The sequence below is a fragment of the Raoultibacter timonensis genome (assembly GCF_900240215.1).
Taxonomy (GTDB): Bacteria; Actinomycetota; Coriobacteriia; order Coriobacteriales; family Eggerthellaceae; genus Raoultibacter; species Raoultibacter timonensis.
In genome coordinates, this window is sequence record NZ_LT964679.1 from 2,404,591 (window position 1) to 2,422,859 (window position 18,269).

The 18,269-nt window shown below is 61.0% G+C and carries 13 protein-coding genes and 1 tRNA gene; 3 read left to right on the forward strand and 11 right to left on the reverse strand.

Annotated elements, in window-relative coordinates:
- Positions 1-191 precede the first annotated feature (191 nt).
- Both C1722_RS10505 and C1722_RS10510 read right to left on the reverse strand, forming a co-directional pair.
- Positions 192-374, reverse strand: coding sequence for a hypothetical protein (locus C1722_RS10505; RefSeq protein ID WP_102379182.1), 183 nt, complete (start codon positions 372-374; stop codon positions 192-194).
- A gap of 252 nt (positions 375-626) precedes the next feature.
- On the reverse strand, positions 627-1,238 hold the full coding sequence (locus C1722_RS10510) for an acetate uptake transporter (protein ID WP_102379183.1): 612 nt from the start codon (positions 1,236-1,238) through the stop codon (positions 627-629).
- A gap of 564 nt (positions 1,239-1,802) precedes the next feature.
- Here C1722_RS10510 and C1722_RS10515 point away from each other — a divergent pair.
- A complete protein-coding gene (locus C1722_RS10515) occupies positions 1,803-2,309 on the forward strand; it encodes a MarR family winged helix-turn-helix transcriptional regulator (protein WP_102379184.1) in 507 nt (168 codons plus the stop codon).
- Positions 2,310-2,336: 27 nt separating this feature from the next.
- The gene (locus tag C1722_RS10520; RefSeq protein ID WP_102379185.1) at positions 2,337-4,736 is read left to right on the forward strand and encodes a monovalent cation:proton antiporter family protein; all 2,400 of its coding nucleotides are present in this window, start codon (positions 2,337-2,339) and stop codon (positions 4,734-4,736) included.
- Here C1722_RS10520 and C1722_RS10525 read toward each other — a convergent pair.
- Together C1722_RS10525 and C1722_RS10530 are read right to left on the reverse strand one after the other, a co-directional pair.
- The gene (locus C1722_RS10525; protein WP_102379186.1) at positions 4,687-5,604 is read right to left on the reverse strand and encodes a tyrosine-protein phosphatase; all 918 of its coding nucleotides are present in this window, start codon (positions 5,602-5,604) and stop codon (positions 4,687-4,689) included. The genes C1722_RS10520 and C1722_RS10525 overlap by 50 nt on opposite strands.
- 98 nt (positions 5,605-5,702) lie before the next feature.
- Positions 5,703-7,109, reverse strand: coding sequence for a Sapep family Mn(2+)-dependent dipeptidase (locus C1722_RS10530; RefSeq protein WP_102379187.1), 1,407 nt, complete (start codon positions 7,107-7,109; stop codon positions 5,703-5,705).
- Positions 7,110-7,211: 102 nt separating this feature from the next.
- On the opposite strand from C1722_RS10530, the gene C1722_RS10535 reads away from it, so the two are divergent.
- Positions 7,212-7,295 (forward strand) — tRNA-Leu (locus C1722_RS10535).
- 232 nt (positions 7,296-7,527) lie between these two features.
- Here C1722_RS10535 and C1722_RS10540 read toward each other — a convergent pair.
- The 7 genes from C1722_RS10540 to C1722_RS10570 form a co-directional block, all read right to left on the reverse strand.
- Positions 7,528-8,865, reverse strand: a complete 1,338-nt coding sequence (locus tag C1722_RS10540; RefSeq protein ID WP_102379188.1) for a serpin family protein — start codon at positions 8,863-8,865, stop codon at positions 7,528-7,530.
- 181 nt (positions 8,866-9,046) lie between these two features.
- Positions 9,047-9,802, reverse strand: coding sequence for a peroxide stress protein YaaA (gene yaaA, locus C1722_RS10545; protein WP_102379189.1), 756 nt, complete (start codon positions 9,800-9,802; stop codon positions 9,047-9,049).
- The gene (locus C1722_RS10550) at positions 9,799-12,405 is read right to left on the reverse strand and encodes a C1 family peptidase (protein ID WP_146040650.1); all 2,607 of its coding nucleotides are present in this window, start codon (positions 12,403-12,405) and stop codon (positions 9,799-9,801) included. Before C1722_RS10550 ends, yaaA begins: the two co-directional genes overlap by 4 nt.
- A gap of 82 nt (positions 12,406-12,487) precedes the next feature.
- Positions 12,488-13,681, reverse strand: a complete 1,194-nt coding sequence (locus C1722_RS10555) for an ABC transporter permease (RefSeq protein ID WP_102379191.1) — start codon at positions 13,679-13,681, stop codon at positions 12,488-12,490.
- Positions 13,678-14,475: an ABC transporter ATP-binding protein gene (locus C1722_RS10560; RefSeq protein WP_102379192.1), complete on the reverse strand. Its 798-nt coding sequence runs from the start codon at positions 14,473-14,475 to the stop codon at positions 13,678-13,680. The genes C1722_RS10555 and C1722_RS10560 overlap by 4 nt, the downstream gene beginning before the upstream one ends.
- Before the next feature lie 5 nt (positions 14,476-14,480).
- A complete protein-coding gene (locus C1722_RS10565) occupies positions 14,481-15,917 on the reverse strand; it encodes an efflux RND transporter periplasmic adaptor subunit (RefSeq protein WP_244902527.1) in 1,437 nt (478 codons plus the stop codon).
- A gap of 277 nt (positions 15,918-16,194) precedes the next feature.
- On the reverse strand, positions 16,195-17,739 hold the full coding sequence (locus tag C1722_RS10570) for a catalase (RefSeq protein ID WP_102379194.1): 1,545 nt from the start codon (positions 17,737-17,739) through the stop codon (positions 16,195-16,197).
- Positions 17,740-18,269 lie beyond the last annotated feature (530 nt).

An 18,269-nucleotide genomic window follows, 5' to 3' on the forward strand; every position in this document is an offset into this window, starting at 1 on the left:
GTGACCCCAAAAACTGCAATTTGCGCGCTTTCTGAGTTGATAGTTTTATGCATCTGCACGAGAGGCGCAGGTCAAGAACGTCGCTTCTTACCTTCAGGGGGTCAGAATCGTAAATCTCTGCCAAAGTTGTACGGTTTTACCGAAAACCCTACCAGCAGCGCACATCTATGACAGCTTATGCGGGACTCCGCCTATTTCTCCGCCCGTTCGGGATGCCCGTGATCCTTTTGCCACGAATCCCATTGACGGTAGCAAACAGCAGCGCGCTGCTTTTGGTCGGGCCACTTCTCGCGATCTTCGGTTGTAACCTCTTCCATGCAACGTGATACGAACGTTTCCTTCTTCTCGTTCGCCCTCGGTTCCGGTAACGGCATGATACGCGCCTCCTATGTTCGCCTTCAGCCCGCTTCGGGCATTCATCGAGCATACCCGCGCGATATGGCGAGCGGGTTACGAGACGGGAAAACCTCTGATGCAGTTTGGCGACCAGCACCCAGCGCAAAGGATTTGCAGCAGCAACCTACCGCACCCGAATGCATCCGAACCAAAACGACGCGTCAGCTCAAGCCGCACATCCCGGCCCCGAACAGCGACACCCTGCCCCCGCCCTGTCCCGATCCCCGCCTCTACCCCTTGGCCCAAAACGCCTTCCCCAGCGGAAGGAATTCTTCTCCAAAATGGCGATTGAGCACGTTAGCGCCTGCTCCATAAAAACTCAGAAGCGAGATGACCAACTCGCTTACCGCTGCAAGCATGTGCGTTACCTCGGTAGCGATGCCAAACGAGCTCAACGCAAGGCCGATGAACAGGAAATCGATGGCAAGGAATATCAAGAAAAGCACCTTGGTCGTGCGCAATGCACCGATCGTCATGAAGGCGGTGAGAATCAGATACGCCAGAAACGCAACGCCGGTCTGCTTCGGATCGAATGCCAGAGCAGCCTGCTCGCCGAATATGCCGCTCGTAACCGCCCAGGAAAACGCCATTGCGCACCAGAAGAACCCGTAGGCGATAAACGCCGTACCGCCGAATACGTTGTTCTTCTTGAAATCGAAAACGCCCGCAATGAGCTGCATGCAGCCGCCCAGAAAGATCGCCCAGCTCATCACCCCAGTCACGCCTTCGGTGATGCCGAACTTCTGCGTGCATGCCACCAGCGTGATCACCGCAAGCCCGAACAGACCCAACGCGCTCGGATCGGCCAGTCGATCCACGGATTGCGCTTTTTCCTCACCCATCGCAATACCCCCTGTCATAATTCATAGTGAACTTCTCGAAAAAGTTTCCGCAATGATACTGGCTTTTCCTCAAAAAAGTATGACAATACCTGTTTTGTCAACGAACGTGCCGGATTGTCGGTAACGGCCCCGAAGCGAAACCGCCATTCGAACGGAGTCGCCCATGTCCGCCAACCGCCTCCGTGCGACGTTTTTTCCAAGAAAAAACGCAAGGGCAATTATCTGAACTGGGAAAATATAAAATTTACCATGGAAAAACCGTCCAAAACGTCGCACGGAGGCGGTTGGCGGACATCGCGGGACGGGGGGAGTGCCTTCTGCCCGAATGGCGGCGGTTGGCGGACATCGCGGGACGGGGGAATGCCTCCCGCCCGAATGGCGGCGAACCCGCATGCCGAAGGTGCATGCTTCCTTGTCCATTGTGTGAACAATATAGGTAATGCCTTTCTAATCTGATATCTTCTTATAAAAGCTTTTACTAGAAGCATTATGAACCGAATCGACCGAGCGGAACGTTTGCATGACCAAAGCTCGGGCTGAGACTGCCGAATCGAGGATCTGAAAATGAACGGCCCCCATGCTGCAGAATCGATCGAATCGCGCTACGCCGATCTCGTTCCCGAATGGCTCGACGCGCTCAAGTTGATGGCTGCGCAAAGCGAAGCGTTCGACTCGCTGAACCACGGCGAAGGCCCCGCCCTGCTTTTGCTGCTCAAGGCCGATGCCGGGCTTTCCGCAGGTGCCATGAGCGAGACGATGGGCATCACAACGGGACGGATGGCGAACATCCTGCGCAGGCTCGAGGAGAAGAAGCTCGTCGATCGCACCGTCGTGCCCTCGAATCGCCGAAAGGCGAGCATCACGTTGACCGACGAGGGTCGCGCATACGCTCGCGGTCTGCACGACCATATCAGACGACGGGCGATCTCGGTGCTCGACGTGCTCGGCCGCGACGATGCGGAAACGCTGATTCGCATACTGCGAAAACTCGCCGACAACGTCGGCTCCGAACGCACCCCCGCCCTCGCCGAAGCCGACGACGCCGAGCACCCCGGCATCCGCAAGCCCTAGCCGAAGAACCCGCACGAAAGGATCCGCATGGAGCACATCCCGCAACTCGTCACCGATCTCGCCCTGCTGCTGGCGGTGGCCGCCGTAGTCACCATCGTCTGCAAGAAGCTCAAGCAGCCCCTCGTGCTCGGCTACGTCATCGCCGGCTTCCTCATCAGCCCGGCCATCGGCTGGATACCCAACATCTCCGACACCGAGAACATCTCCACCTGGTCGGAGATCGGCGTCATCTTCCTCATGTTCGGCCTCGGCCTCGAGTTCAGCATCGTGAAGCTTTCGACCGTTGGAAAACCCGCCATCATCACGGCGCTTGTCGAGATGGCGCTCATGATTGCTGCAGGCATGGCGTGCGGCACGCTGCTCGGATGGTCGTTCTATACGAGCCTGTTCCTCGGCGGCATGCTCGCCATCTCGTCCACCACCATCATCGTGAAAGCGTTCGACGAGCTGGGACTCAAGGGGAAGAAGTTCACCGAGCTCGTATTCGGGGCGCTCGTCATCGAGGACATCGTGGGCATCTTCCTCATGGTGTTCCTCTCCACCATCGCCGTAGGATCTGCGGTCGATGGCGGCGAAGTTGCGCTTAAAATCAGCCAGATGGCCCTTTATCTGGTTATCTGGTTCGTTCTGAGCATCATCATCGTGCCCACCGTGCTCAAGAAGGTCGCGAACGCGCTCAACGACGAGATCATGCTCATCGTGTCGATTGCGCTGTGCCTCGGCATGGTCGTGCTCGCCAACGCCATCGGTTTTTCGGCGGCGCTCGGCGCCTTCCTTGCGGGATCGATCCTCGCAGGCACCGTGCAGGCCCCTCGTATCGAGGAGCTGTTCAAGCCGATCAAAGATCTGTTCGGTGCCGTGTTCTTCGTGTCGGTCGGCATGCTCGTATCGCCTTCCATGATCATGCAGAACATCGGCCCCATCATCGCCATCACGCTTGTCACGCTCATCGGCAAACCCATCTTCAGCGGCCTGGGCGCCCTGCTCTCGGGCCAATCGCTCAAAACATCGCTCAAAACCGGCATGAGCCTCTCGCAGATCGGCGAGTTCTCGTTCATCATCGCCGCGCTCGGCGTATCGCTCGGCGTGACGGCCGACTTCCTCTACCCCGTCATCGTCGCGGTATCGGTCGTCACCACGCTCACGACGCCGTTCTACATCAAGAACTCCGAGCGCGCGTACCGCTTGCTCGTCAGGATACTGCCGCAATCGCTGCTCGATCGCCTCGCGAAGCGCGAGGAGAAGGCCGACGAGGACAAAGACGGCAACGTATGGATCGACTATCTCAAGCGATGGGGCATGAAGGTCGGCCTGGTCGTCATCGCGGCAGTCGCCTCCGCCGAGCTGCTCAACGCCGTGAAACCGATGCTTTCGGGGTTTGTGCCGGAGCCGGCGCTCAGCATCGGATTGTCGACCGCCGGCATCCTTATCACGGGGCTCTTCATGTCGAATCTGTTCTACAGCGGAAGAAAGGGCGAGTTCTGGATACTCTGGGTCGAGAACAGAAAGAACCACGTGCCGCTGCTCGCCTTGGCCGCAATCGGGCTCGCCGTCTCGTGCGCCATGGTAATGTACCTCGTGTTCGTGCTCGGAGGAGCGCGCACGCTTTGGTTCCTCGCGCTCGCCTTCGCCCTCACGTTCGCGCTTGCGCGGTCGAAGAGGATCCATTCGGGCTTCCTCAAGCTCGAAACGAGCTTCATCGGCAATCTCAACGAGAGCATCCTCGCCGAGCGGCAGGCCGAACTCGATGACGAGGAACGCGCCTTCTGGGTGGAGCGGCAGCTCTACGTGGTCGAAGTCGAGACGACGCGGACCTTCACGCGCAACGGCACCGAAAACTCAGCCGACTACCTGTTCGGAATCGCCTACAACCTCGATCTCATCGCCATCGAGCGCAACGGCACCATGATCGGCTCGAAGCTGCTGCCCACGCTCACCAAGGAAGATCTGCGCCGCCGCATCAGCGATCCGCACGACGAGCTCGGCATTCGCAAGGGCGATTTGCTCACCTTCCTCGGAACCGAGGACGAAGTCGATGCCTACCTGCAGAAGCTCTTCAAGGAAGACCTGATCGAGGAGGACGAGGCCGCGAGCATCACCCTCGACGAATACCTCGCCGGCGAAGACTCGAAGGTGGACGCATCCTGCTTCTCGTTCACCGTCGGTCCTGCCGCCGAGTTCAGGGGGCGCTCTATTGCTTCGGTCGACCTGCGGGGTTCCTACGGTTCGCTCGTCGTCGCCATCGAGCACAACGCGCTCATCAAGATAAAGCCGAGCCGCAACACGCGCTTCTCGGCAGGTGACCGCGTATGGGTGCTCGCCGACGATGCGCTTTCGCGACCGCTCGTCGAGAAGATCGACGAGATCGAGGCGGATGCTACCCTTCGAGAAACTTTGTCCGCAGCGCTTCCGCTTTCTCGGGCGTAACCCCGAGCACCTGGCAAAGGTACTCGTCAAGGCTGCCGTAGCGCTCGTCGACGGCATCGAGCGCCGCCCGCAAGAACCGCTCATCAGCCGAATTGAGCACACGCACGCCTTCATCGAGCTTGCCGGCCATACCGTAAGCGGAAAGGGAGTCGAGCACCTCCTGCGTACGCGTTTCCATGTACTTGTTCGTGGCCAGGTAATCGGCGAGAATTGCCTCGTAGGGCACGCCGAGCACGTGGAGCAGCAGCACAGCGGCAAGACCTGCGCGGTCCTTGCCCGCCGAGCAATGCCAAAGCACCGATCCGGGCTGCGCGGACTCTTCGTCCTCCGCAACCGGGTCGGCACCGACGGGCGGCTCGTTTTCCAGCAGCTCATCGAAGAATTGCGCATAACCCTTGCTGCTCGTCTCGTCGAGCAGCATACTCGGGTATATCTCGATCATGAGATCCGCAGGGTTCTTCTCGATGGTCTTTACAGCTTTGAGCAAGCCTTTGATGCCGCCTTCGCGCGTGATGCCGAGCGCCTGGGTATTGAGGATCGGTATATCGACGAACTTCACGCCGTCGAACAGATCCTCGGGATCGGGGCTTTTCAGACGCTCTTCTTCGGTGCGGAAATCGAGCACTTTCGCAAGCCGGTACTCGTCGATGAGCGCCGCCGCATCGTGTTCGGTAGCGCCCGAAAGCGCGCCGGAGCGCAGCAGCATCTTAGGGCGGATCGACCTGCCGTCACGAGTCTTGATCCCGCCGAGATCGCGCGTGTTCGCAAGGCCTTCGAGCTCGATGTGCCCGTCGCCGTCGACGATCGCGCCGTCGGGCAGAGCGTCTTCTTCCAGTGCGATGCCCGGCATCGTGGGTATCAGATCCATGGGGTATCCCTTCTCGTAAACTGCGCGCCTACGCCGCCGAAACGGCAAAGGCGCGCAGCTCTCAATACGTTCGGACCGCGATCGCGCAGCCCGCGTTCCTATGCGAAGTCGAGCTGCATGAGCCGATCGATCGTAAGGATGTAGATCTTGAGCGCGGTCTTGAGCATGTCCTCGCTCACACCCTCGTTCGCACTGTGCTCGCCCGCAATCCAATCGGGATGGGAAAGCCACGGCATGTTCGGCCCGAAGCTCGCACCCGAAGCGAATTCGCGCGCGTACGTGCCGCCGCCGATGGTAAACGGCTTCTCGTGCATACCCGTCGCATCGTTGAACGAATCAAGCAGCGCCTGAATCATCGGCGAGTCGGGTTCGACCAAGAACGGCACCATCAGAAGCGTGTTCTCGAAGGTCGCCCCGATGGCGTCGGCGCAAGCGCCGAGCTTCTCGATGAGCTCGTCTGAAGTGATCGAAGTGGGATAGCGGATGTCGATGGTCTGCACGATGCGCCCGTCGTCCATGTGCACGGTGCCGCCGATGAGCGTCAGCGGGCCGAAGTACTCGTCGGAGGTCTTCACGCCGACGCCGCTGCCGTCGCTCGCCGAAAGCAGTTTATGCTGCAGTTCGAGGAAGGTCCGCTCGTCGGTCGAGCACAAGTCGTTCTCGAGCAGATAGTCCACGATGAGCCCGATCGCATTGATGGTACCCTCGGGCTTGGAAGCATGGCCGCCGATGCCCTGGGCGTCGAGGCGCGCATAGCCGTCTGCGTCGGATACGGTGATGCGGTCGGTTTCCTTCAGATCGGCTGCATCCGCTTTGACGACGGCGAAAGCCTGGGCGGCAACGGCGTTGGTGGCATCGCCCCCTTGGAAGTCGAAGATCACCGCATCGTCGCCCATCTTCTTGCTCGTATAGCGTCCGTCGAAGCCGCCTTTCTCGCCGTAGCACACAGGGAAATCGGCATCGGGCGTGAATATGAACGCGGGGTCGTCATAGCGTTCGCGGTAATAGGCCACATCGCGCATGCCGCTTTCCTCGTTGCCGCCCATGATCATGCGGATCGTGTAGGGCAGCTCGATGTTGTGCTGCGGGAAGAACTTCATGGCGTACATGGCAACGACGCTCGGACCTTTGTCGTCGAGGACGCCGCGTCCGATCAGATACCCGTCTTTGCGGGTAACTTGGAACGGCTCGAAGTTCCATCCGGAGCCGGCCGGCACCACATCGAGATGGCCGATGATGCCGATCTGGGTTTCGCTCTTGCCCGGCAAATCGGCGTACGCAATGTGGCCGTCGCAGTTATGGGCGTCGTAGCCGAGCTTTTCGGCAAGCGCAACGCCCGCCTTGAGCGCCTCGGCGGGGCCCGGGCCGTACGGAGCTCCCGGCGCAGCGTTGTCCAAATCCTCGGTGCTCGGTATGCGCACCAGGGTATCGATATCCTCGACGACCTGTTCCCAGACCTCGTCGATGTACGCGTCGATCTTCATGCTCAGCTCTTCGTGCTCCATGCCAGCCTCCTGTCATGTTCCTGCACGAATATCGGGGATAAACCGTGCAGGTCTCGATTCTTCTTGGCGGTAGCTCCGCTATCCGCTATAATTTCTGCTTGCGCCCGAGTGGCGGAATGGCAGACGCGGCGGTCTCAAAAACCGTTGTCGAAAGACGTGCGAGTTCGACTCTCGCCTCGGGCACCATACCGCAAACGCAAGCAGCCCCGCAACGGGGCTGCTTTTATTATGCGACGAGCGCTGTTCGAGCGCATCTTTTGTTGCCGAGATGCAACGAGCCGTCACCGACGCGCACCGAAGGCTCGCACGATGACTCGTCCGCACAGGTGCCGCTCGCGTCGTCTGCGGGGGTGCAACCGTCCGCCGCATGTGGGCGCTTAGTTCGAACCGCGCAGGCATCCCGAGTGCGAACCGGATCCTAAGCGTTCGCTTCCGGGTTTTCGCATACGCCTATGAAGAGCGGTACGCCTTGCGACGAACGAATCTCGAACAGGAACGGTCGGTCGAGTGTGAACTCTATCTCCTTGAGGTTATCGGGGGCGGCCGACATCTCCGAAATGCCGATATCGGTGTATGCGCTCGCCTCGGCGCCGTTCTCATCCCACATGATGTAGCTTTCCTGCTTGATGTGGGAGATGTAGGCGGGCGTTGAAGTCAGCTTCGAAAAATCGGCTTCGTCGGAAAACGCCGTCTTCATGCCGAGCGATTCGAGCGGCGGAATCAGGTCGAACGAGCTTGCAAACGTCGTCTTGGGCACCGTGTAGGTGATGTAGGCCGCATCGTCGGGATCTGCGGTGAACGCCTCTTCGAGGAGCGCTTCGTCGGAGATGATGTCGTGCGCGCTCACGCCCTCGGCCGGCAGCACGAACGACATCGTGGCCCCGCCGACGAAATCGAGGCTGGCCCGCGTATAGGTATCGGTCTGTACGAAATCGCGCGGCTTGTCGAGCCGCTGCATCATGAACTCGACCGTCACATCGCCGCTCGCGGTATGAAACGTATCCTCCCTGGTGCTGGCAGCATCGAACTGGTCCGACCAGCTGCCCTTGAAATACACCGTGTTGATGATCGACATGAGCTGATCGCTCGTCGTCTGCACCTCGGGCTCGATCGTACCGTTCGTGTTCGCGGAAATCCAATCGGCAATCGCCGCATCGGCTTCGGGCGTGCCGAACTCGACCGAGAACGGCGTCGCGTAGAACTGCTGGGTGGCAACGTCGACGAAATCCTGCTCGAACGAATCGCCCTCGCGCATCCAGATGGAGTTGGCAAGATCGATCTTCGAGAACGGATCGCCGTAGAAGACGCGGTAGAGGTTGCCCGCCTCGAGGGGAACCTCCGAGGGGTCGGGCGCTTTGAGCACCGCGTTCATCTCGTCGGCCGTCTGCCCCGCCGCTCCCTGCGTAGCGAGTGCTAAAGCATAGTAGAGGCTGATGGGCGAATAGGTGCTGTTCTCGGATTCTTCCCCGAGCACCGCGCTCGCGGTCTTGTACGAAAAACCCGAAAGCGATTCGACGAACTCCTCGTCGAGTGGGTTTTCGTCAAGCGTTTTCATCCACGCTTCGCCGTCGTCCTCCGATGGCGTTTGTGGAAAGGCGGGCGACGCCACGGCATACGCATCCGCCGTAGAGGCGGACGCGCCGCCGGGCGCTTCGCCGCCCGATGGGGCATCGTTCGTACCGCCCGAACACGCAGCGAGCGCCAGCGCACCTGCTAAACAGGCGATCGCGCCGATCGCGATCAAGTGTCGTTTCATATCGATTCTTCCCTTCGACCTGCAGGATGCTGGATACGCAGCCTGCCGTGCCGCACGGCAGACGCTCGTGCCGCACGCATTGCCTATGCAGTATAGCGACGCTTAACCGGCTCGACAATCGCAACCGCCGAAACGTTGCTGCTACGAATACGAATCGGGCCCGCCGATTGTCGGATCTTTTTCAGCATGTTTCGAATACGAAGGTATCGTCGGTTGAAAGATCGGCGCAGAAGCGGTAGCCCATGACGTCGAACGCCCGCAGATCGGCGCTGTCCTCGATGCCGTTTTCGGCACACCAGCGCGCCATCGAACCGCGCGCCGCTTTCGCAGCCGTGGCCCGCTGTACGAGCCTGCCGCCCTGCATGCGGCCGAACAAGCACGTTACCACATCCATGCCGAGCCGATCGACATACGGCAGCACCGCCTTGGCGTACTCGACCGACGCGAGGTTGACGATGAGGTCGGTCTCCTCGGCAAGCGCCCGAGCAAGCGTGTCGCCCCAATAGCCGTACACGTCCTTCGCGCCACCCACCGCCAGCTTCGCCTGCATCTCGAGCCGATACGGCACCACGGCATCGAACGGGCGCACCACGCCGTAGAACCCCGAGAGGATGCGCAGGTGTTCCTGCAGGTATTCGAGGTGGGACTCCTCCATCACCGTCGGCGCCAGATGCTGGTACTGGATGCCCTCGTACGAGAACACCGCAGGCGAGAGCGGCGCGCCTGCACCCCGCAGATCCATCGTGCGAAAGCGCTGGTAGTTGAGCTCGGTCAGCGCATCGCTCGTCTTCCAGAGCCGCTGCGCTTCGGCGTAGTCGAGCTTTCGGATCGCCCGCATGAGGACCTCCGCATGCTCGGTGAAGCGGGGCAGATCGCGCCACGCGAACCCGTCATCGACGACGTTCATCTTCTTTGCGGGAGAAACGATGATTTTCATCGAGAGCGCTTCGCCCCCGAGCTCCGACGAACCGCATACGAGGTGATCGCCGCAGCGAAAGCCAGCCCCGCCGCAGAACCCACGACCGCCATCGGCACCGCCGCGCGATCTCCCGCCGCCGCCAAGCTTCCCACCTGGCGGTCGGGCTGATCGACATTCGGGGTGGGCAGCGGCTCGACACCCTGGCTACCGCCGCTCGAAATCGTTACGACGCACTGAGCCGCAACGCTCATGTCGGCATCGCTTTCGGCGCGCACGGTTACGGTGCCCGGCTTGAGCGCCGTGAGCACCGTGACGGCTTCGCCGCTCGTGCTCCGGCCTGTTTCAAGTCGAACGCTCCCGACGTCTCCGGTCACCGACCAGGCCACCGTCGAAAGCGGCAGATTCTCGCTGCCTTCGAGCACGGCCGTCAATTCGACGGGCGCTTCCTCGCCCGCCGAGAGATCGAGGGAAACCTTGTTTCTGCTGAGCGAAAGCGAACGGGGATACCCCGTCACATTGGCATCCGTTCGGGCCAAATAGTTTTCGGCGCAGGCCATGGCGGCAAAAGTCCAACACGACCCGAGATCGCCCTGGTTCCTCACCGGCGTGAGCGTTCCCTCTCGGCGCAGATCGAACGAGGAAGGCAGATCGGCCGCAAGGCTCAACGGGTCGATAGCCGAATCCCCCGCCGAACCGTCGATGCGCACGCCGATGCCGCCGTAGAGCTCGGGGTTGACGGACGTTACCGCGATGCTGTCTTCGGTCCTCTCGCGCACCTCGTCTTCGCCGAGCGGATCGCGCTGGCGAAGTCCGACCTCTGCGCACGCCTCAACCTGCGCGTCGACCCCGTCGGCCACGGGGGAAGCGGCGCGTCCGTACAAGGCATCTTGTCCGCCGCCACCCGAAGCCGGATCGTCGGTATAGGCGCGAATACTCGGGTAGAATCCCTGCTCGCCCACATCGGTAACCGTCCCGCCCTCGTCGATGAACGCCCGTCCGCTCACCTCGACGATACCGCTGATCTCGCCGGGCACGTTCGCGGATACGCCCATCCGAACCTTGTCGCCCTGCGCTGCGGGCCGCACGGTCACGTCGATGCGAAACGCATCCCCCGGCTCGATGGCCGCGGCATCGCCGAGATGGACGGTGTAGTAGCCGCCATAGCGTTTCTCGCCGGTGGCCACGGTTTCGGTCTGCCCGTTCGTCGTGACCGCTATCTCGTAGCGCGCCGCCGATCCGATCGAAAACGAAACGGCCCTGAGCGTTTCGCGTTCCGATTGCCGGTTCACGAAAACCTCCGACGCAGTGAATGCTTCGTCGCTGGTCCAGAACAGGTTCGTTCCGTACGGGTCGTTGAGGTACTGATGGTTGTAGCTTTCGGATGAATCCCCTGCCATGAACACCGTCGGATTGTTCGTGCCGATAAAGGCGTCTTCGTACGAAACGTAAAAGTACCCGCCCTCCCCGGCATCGTCGCCCCACGAGTTCTTGCAGATGAGCGCGCCGTCGTTGTGCGGCTTAGGAGTGGATGCGCCGGTATACCCGAAGCGGTCCAGCGCATAGGGATTGCCCTCGAAGCGATCTTTGGAATACGTATCGTCCCATCCGACCACCGTGACGATGTGGCCGCCGTCGTACGATACGCCGTCCTCTACAGCCTGGTACTCGAAATCCCGCTTGTCGACGAACAGATGCGTGTTGTCCTGCGTAGCGTAGCAGAGCGCCCACAGCACGTAGATGTCGGCAGCGCCGTACGTCATGACGGCCGCTTTCAAATCATCGAGGAAGCTCGCGCTCTGCCCCGAAGGCAGATACAGCGCATTCTGCACATGGTAGGGCGATTGCGTGCCCAGATCGCGGTATTCGAAAGGACCGGCAGCGCTATACGGATCGTCGGATTCCGCTACAGGGCCCGCCCACTGCGAGAAATACGCCTGCGACATGAGAAAATGACCGCCTCCGTTAACGCCGTAATCCCATGCAAAGCCCGAAGCGGAGTCGTTGAGCGCCGTAAGCATGTTCATTTCCGAAAGGTCGAGAGACGACACGGAGGCGGGTTCCATATGGCGCTGCATATCGAGCGTATAGGGGTTCGCCGGGTCGAACGCCCCGTCTAGGCTTTCGACTACCACGTAGTAGCGGCCGTCACCGACGGCGCAGCGAATGCTCTGCAAGCCCGATTCGAACGACGATTCGCGCAGCGTCACACCGCTTTCGTCGCAGAGCCGCATCCGATAGGCGGCTTGAACCGGCGAGGTAAGCATCAAAGCCACCTCACCCGTATCTTCGGGGTCGATCGCGTACCAATCGACATCGTCGGCCGAATGGACGGTCGCCTCCACCCGGGCGGGAAATCCCGTATCGGTAGCCTGCGCAGCCGTATCGTTCGGCTCGAAACGGTCGGGCGCTGCAGCATGCCCCCCTTCGGCCAAGCGGGTTTCTTCCAGCGGCGCAACGGGTTTCAGGGCATCTTGCGGAAGATCTTCCCCGCTCGACGGCTCATCGGCAAAGGCGCCCCTGGGGCCAACGCCCGCGACGGGACACGCCAGCAGAAATGCGAGGGCAAGCGCCAGCAGCAAGACGAGGGAGCGCCTGGCAGCCCCGATACGCATCGTAGTCATGATCACGAACCTCCAGCCTTTCGCGGTCTTCGGTGCGCATCAGTATACCAAGCCAAGCGCTGCGCGCAATCGCCCGAAACCCCTACTGGTACCTGAGCGACTCGACCGGATCGAGCTTTGCCGCACGGCGCGCCGGATAATACCCGAACACGACGCCGATGAGCACGCAGACGCCGACGGCTCCGAGGATGACGGGCAGCGATATGGCCGGCACGACCGTCATGCCGGGCTGCATCGCACCGACCGCCGCACCGAGGCCCCATGCGCCGAGCAGCCCCATGACGATGCCGATGACGCCCCCCATCACGCACAGCATGATCGCCTCGAGCAAAAACTGCTTCGTGATGTCGCGCCGCCTGGCACCGAGCGATTTACGCAGACCGATCTCGCGAATGCGCTCCGTCACGTTGGTCAGCATCATGTTCATGATACCCACACCGCCGACGAAGAGCGAGATGGACGCCACCGATCCCATAAGCAGCGAGAACGAAGCCATGGTCGTCTCCATCTCCTTGATGATAGAGTCGAAGGAGAACACGTACACATCGTCTTCGCCCGCCAAACCGAAGTAACGCGCCACCGTAGAAGTGGTGGTGGCAACGACCGATTCGATATCGGCACCCTCTCGAACAAAGCCGGTGATCTGCAGGTAGCCGTCCGTGACGCCGAGGCGCTGCACGGCCGTCGAATACGGAACGTAGATCATCGTCCCGTAGGACACGAGCGTCGACGACTGGAGCACGCCGATGATCTGGTAGTCGTCGTTTCCGATATGGATGGTCTGCCCGACCGCCTGCGCATCGACGCTGCCGAACACCTCTTTGACCGAGTTCTGATCGATCACCGCGTAGCGGGCGCCGTTCTTCTCCTCGCTCTCGGTAAACAGCCTGCCCGATTCGAGGTTCGAGCCGTTTGCGATAAAATACTCGGGCTTCGCGCAGAAGATCGTGGCGTTTTCAACGGTGGTGGTCCCCGTGCCGACCGAAGTGCCGATCTGCGTCGACCCCGTGATGAACTCGTAATCGGGCATCATCTGCTCAAGTGCATCGAGATCGTCGAACGTGATCCCCTGCGGTGCATTCACGCTGATCGCAACCTGACGGGCCTGAGCGAATCCCAGCTCGCCCATGAGCGTGTTCTGTATGCCCCCGATGAGCGAAGTCATGGCGATAACGGCCGATATGCCGATCACGATGCCGAGGATCGTAAGAAACGACCGCCCCTTGTTCGCCGCAAGCGCATACCACGTTTCGTAGAGGAGATCGCCGAGCTTCATCGCACACCGCCTCGCTGATGGCCGGCCTGTCCACAAGGAGACGCCCCGGGTCCTGCTATGCTGTCGTGCCCGACGGAGGCCGGCATCGGGTCGGTATCTCGGGTATGCACCGGACAGTCTTTCCCCGCAAGCTTTCCGTCACGTATGTGGATGGCGCGGTCGGCATGGGCCGCCACATCCGGCTCGTGCGTGATGAGGACGATGGTCTTGCCCTGATCGCGCAGCCCTTTGAACGTCGCAAGCACCATCTCGCCCGTGGCCGTATCGAGGTTGCCCGTCGGCTCGTCGGCCAGAATGAGAGCAGGATCGTTGACGAGCGCCCGAGCGATGGCGACGCGTTGCATTTGGCCGCCCGACAGCTCGTTGCTGCGATGGTCGAACAAGGCTTCGTCGAGGTATACGCTCCTCAGCGCGGATCGCGCCCGCTCGGCACGCTCCTTCTTCGGGCATGCGGTGTACATGAGCGGCATCATCGCGTTGCGCAGCACCGTCGAACGCGGCAGCAGGTTGAACGACTGGAACACGAACCCGATGCGCGTTGCGCGAATTTCCGCGAGTTCGTCTTCATTGTAGGCCGCCACATCGACCCCCTCGAGAAAATACGATCCCGTCGTGGGCGTGTCGAGGCAGCCCAGGATGTTCATGAGCGTCGATTTGCCCGACCCCGAGGGGCCCATGATGGCAAGGAACTCCCCTTGCTCAACCGAGAACGAGACGCCTCGCAAGGCATGGGTCAACCCCGATGCCCCCTCGTATATCTTGTGGATGTCGCGTGCTTCGAGGACGAGAGCCATAGCCGCTACCCCACGACTGTTTCAGCGGTAGCCTCCATCGAACCGGATGCGCTCCCACCCGCATCGGCCCCGTATCCCATCGATCCGCTCGCGCCAACGTCGCCGACCATCATGATCTCGTCGCCTTCCGCAAGAGCACCCTTGACGGCCATGGTCAGCCCGTTCGAAGCGAGTATCTCAACGGCGCGCTCCTCCATGTTCGCAGGATCTTCGGGATCGACCACGTAAACGAACCCCTCGGTTGCCGACATGGTCTGCACGGCCGATACCGGCACCATCAAGGCGTTCTCGATTTTCTGGGATTCGATCGATGCCTTCGCCGTCATGCCCGGTTTCAAACGCGGATCGGGCTCGGTTATGAGCAGATCGACCGCATACGTAACCGTACCCGTATACCCCATGTTCGCGCCGTCCGACGCCCCGGTGTTCATCGTGGCGATGCGGCTCACCGTACCCGTCAGCGAAAGATCGGGGATGGCCGAAAACGTGAGCACGGCTTCCTGCCCTGTCTCGATTTTGAGAATGTCGATCTCGTTAACCTCGACGGACACCGTCATCTGAGAAAGGTCGGCGATCTGCATCGGCGACGCCGCACCTGACGCATTCGCCAGCGCCTTGCCCGGTTCGATGTTGACCGACACGACGCTTCCGTCTATCGCAGCGACCACCGTGCGCTTTTCCGCCTTGGCAACCGCATCGTCGTAGGCCGATTGCGCGTTCGCGAGAGCGGTTTGGGCGCTTGCAAGCGAAAGCTCCGCCTGTTTGATGGCGGAATCGGCTTGGGCGACATCGAACGTCGGAGCAGCGGAACCCCCTACCGCTTCGGCTTCATCGGCAACCGCCGAAGCCGATGCTGCTGCGTTGAGGCCCGCCTGCTTCGAGCGGTACGCCTCATCAACCGCCAGCTGCGCCTGGGAAACGCCGTTGCTCGCCTCGTTGATGCCCTGCTGCGCCTGGACGACCGCCTTGTCGAGATCGTCGTTAACGATCGTGTACAGCGTTTGGCCTGCGGTTACCGTATCGCCTTCCGAGACAAACACTTCACCGACCAGCCCGTCCACCTCAGGCGTCGCGCTCACCGACGAAACCGGCGTGAGCTTGCCTGAAGCCGATACGGCATCGGAAAACGTACCCCTCTCGACGAACGCGGTCGGAAGCGGCGCATCATCGGTCGGACCCGCGGCCGACGAAGCGAAAAACCAGGTAAGACCGCCCGCGATGGCGATCACGAGAACCGTGCATACGATAGCGATGGTGATGGCCTTCTTGCGCTTCGCCTTCTTGCGCTTCTCCTTCAGGCTGCTGTACGCCCGCATATCGGCGAGAGCATCCGCATCGACGGCTGCTGGGACGATGGGATCGTATGCGTTGTATCCGTACCCCGCCGCCGGCATCCGATGCGGATCGGCTGAGTCGTTCGGGATTTCCTCATTGCGCGTCACAGCGGCCTCCAATTCTCTCGGAAACCAGCATACGGGGTGAGCGGTCAAAAGTACAGCACGACGATCAGGTATCGCAAGCTTGGAAAGAATACGGTCGCAGAAAAGCCCCTCGCGGTAAGGATCGGCGAGGGGCTTATCGGAAAGGAGGCCTTTGGGAAGAGAAGGCCCGAATCGGCTAGCGGCGGCCGAACCGAGGGAGTCGAGTTCGGCCGCGTATCGAGATGGTGCTGCGCGGTTGCCGGAAGCCGCCGGCAAACACGCGCAGCAGCGGTTTCGGCTACTTCATCGCGCCGCCCTTTTTGAGGGCCGGAACGTTTTGCCCGGTTGCGGCCATGCGCTCTTCATGCGACATGCCCGCAAGTTCGATCACCCGGTCGACCGGCAATCCGAGCGCCTCGGCCAAGCGGGTTCCGTACTCCGGATCGGCCTTGTAGCAGTGCGCCGCATGGCGCAGCTTGATGTTATCGGTGCACGGGGCAATGTCGACAGCCGTATTGGAAACGAGCAACGCACGCTTGTCTTCGGTCATGAGGCGGTACAGATCGCCCGGCTGGTAAAAGGTATCGTCGGTCGGATCGTCCTTCGGATCCCACGCATCCATCGGACCGAACAGATCAAGCGGCGGTTCGGCCGCATCGGCCTGCTGCTGCCATTGCCCGTAGGAGTTCGGCTCGTAGCCGATCGTGCCGCCGAAGTTGCCATCGGTGCGCATCTGGCCATCGCGATGGAATTCCGCATAGGGGCATTGCGGTCGATTGACCGGAATATGGTTATGATTCACGCCGAGACGGTAGCGCTGCGCATCGCCGTAAGCGAACAGGCGGCCTTGGAGCAGCTTGTCGGGCGAAAGCCCGATGCCCGGCACGAGGTGCGTCGGCGCAAAAGCCGCCTGCTCTACTTCCGCAAAGTAGTTCTCGGGATTACGGTTGAGCTCGAGGGTGCCCACCTCGATGAGCGGGAACTCCTTCTGGCTCCACGTTTTCGTGATGTCAAACGGGTTTTCCTTGTAGTTCTTGGCCGTTTCCTCATCCATAACCTGAATGCAAAACTTCCATTGGGGAAAGTCGCCCTGGGCGATGGCGTTGAACAGATCGCGTTGATGGCTCTCGCGGTCCTTGGCTATGATGGCCTCGGCTTCTTCGTTCGAAAGGTTCTCGATGCCCTGCTGGGTCTTGAGGTGGAACTTCACCCACGTGCGCTTGTTGTCTTTGTCGAGGAAGCTGTAGGTATGGCTGCCGAACCCGTGCATGTGGCGGTAGCTCTTCGGGATGCCGCGATCCGACATGACGATGGTCACCTGGTGGAGCGCCTCGGGCAAGCTCGACCAGAAATCCCAGTTTGACTGCGGCGAGTGCATGTTCGTATGGGGATCGCGCTTGACAACGTGGTTGAGGTCGATGAACTTCTTGGGATCGCGCAGGAAGAACACTGGCGTGTTGTTGCCGACAAGATCCCAGTTACCCTCAGAGGTGTAGAACTTGATGGCGAAACCGCGGATATCGCGCTCGGCATCCGCCGCACCGCGCTCGCCCGCCACGGTGGAGAAGCGAACGAATACCTCGGTTTCGGTTCCGGGCTGAAACACCGCGGCCTTCGTGTACCGGCTGACGTCGCCCGTTACCCTGAATGTGCCGTACGCGCCCGAACCCTTCGCATGCATACGGCGTTCGGGAATGACCTCGCGATCGAAGTGCGCGAGCTTCTCGATCATCCAGTTATCTTGGAGCATCATGGGGCCGCGTTCGCCTGCGGTCAACGTGTTCTGGTTATCGGCGACGGGCGCGCCGTTTTCGCTGTAGAGTTTGGTGGTGTCCTGATCCATGGGTTGGACCTCCTTGTTGCCAGTCGGCTTGCGCAACGCGGCTCGTGCCGTTTTGTCGACGCAGCCTCTAACCGTCCTTTGGTTGCTTGGTCCAGTGTATCAGGATTGATGCCTCTTATTAGTATTAATTATCAATAAAGATTGAGTACTCATAAAATGCACATCGACGGGAGCGCGCCGAGCTGCGAGCGATACCGAGCGAATCGGCCGCAATGCGATGCAGGGCGGGCGCGATGCAGGGCGGGCGCGATGCAAGGCGGGCGCGACGCAGGACGAGTGCGATGCAGGACGAGTGCGATGCAGAGGCGCAAACGGAACGGCTCACGATCGACCACTCGTCGTCTGCCCTGATGCGCCGAAATCTACCCAACCCTCGAATCGTCCGGTAGCGTCCCGCCCGAACACACCCGCACGCGCACCACGTCTTCCGCATCTGACGGTCATCCAAAACGGCGGTCTAGCGAAAACGGCAGCAGCCTCACGAAAAACGGGGCCTCCCGAAGGAGGCCCCGCAAGCTGCGCACTATCGA

Excerpts from the sequence above, each read along its gene's own strand:
- yaaA (WP_102379189.1), bottom strand. The coding sequence starts at position 9,802 with ATGAAAATCATCGTTTCTCCCGCAAAGAAGATGAACGTCGTCGATGAC.
- C1722_RS10525 (WP_102379186.1), bottom strand. The coding sequence starts at position 5,604 with ATGGATCTGATACCCACGATGCCGGGCATCGCACTGGAAGAAGACGCT.
- C1722_RS10560 (WP_102379192.1), bottom strand. The coding sequence starts at position 14,475 with ATGGCTCTCGTCCTCGAAGCACGCGACATCCACAAGATATACGAGGGG.
- C1722_RS10510 (WP_102379183.1), bottom strand. The coding sequence starts at position 1,238 with ATGGGTGAGGAAAAAGCGCAATCCGTGGATCGACTGGCCGATCCGAGC.
- C1722_RS10515 (WP_102379184.1), top strand. The coding sequence starts at position 1,803 with ATGAACGGCCCCCATGCTGCAGAATCGATCGAATCGCGCTACGCCGAT.
- C1722_RS10505 (WP_102379182.1), bottom strand. The coding sequence starts at position 374 with ATGCCGTTACCGGAACCGAGGGCGAACGAGAAGAAGGAAACGTTCGTA.
- C1722_RS10570 (WP_102379194.1), bottom strand. The coding sequence starts at position 17,739 with ATGGATCAGGACACCACCAAACTCTACAGCGAAAACGGCGCGCCCGTC.
- C1722_RS10540 (WP_102379188.1), bottom strand. The coding sequence starts at position 8,865 with ATGAAACGACACTTGATCGCGATCGGCGCGATCGCCTGTTTAGCAGGT.
- C1722_RS10530 (WP_102379187.1), bottom strand. The coding sequence starts at position 7,109 with ATGGAGCACGAAGAGCTGAGCATGAAGATCGACGCGTACATCGACGAG.
- C1722_RS10550 (WP_146040650.1), bottom strand. The coding sequence starts at position 12,405 with ATGACTACGATGCGTATCGGGGCTGCCAGGCGCTCCCTCGTCTTGCTG.
- C1722_RS10520 (WP_102379185.1), top strand. The coding sequence starts at position 2,337 with ATGGAGCACATCCCGCAACTCGTCACCGATCTCGCCCTGCTGCTGGCG.
- C1722_RS10555 (WP_102379191.1), bottom strand. The coding sequence starts at position 13,681 with ATGAAGCTCGGCGATCTCCTCTACGAAACGTGGTATGCGCTTGCGGCG.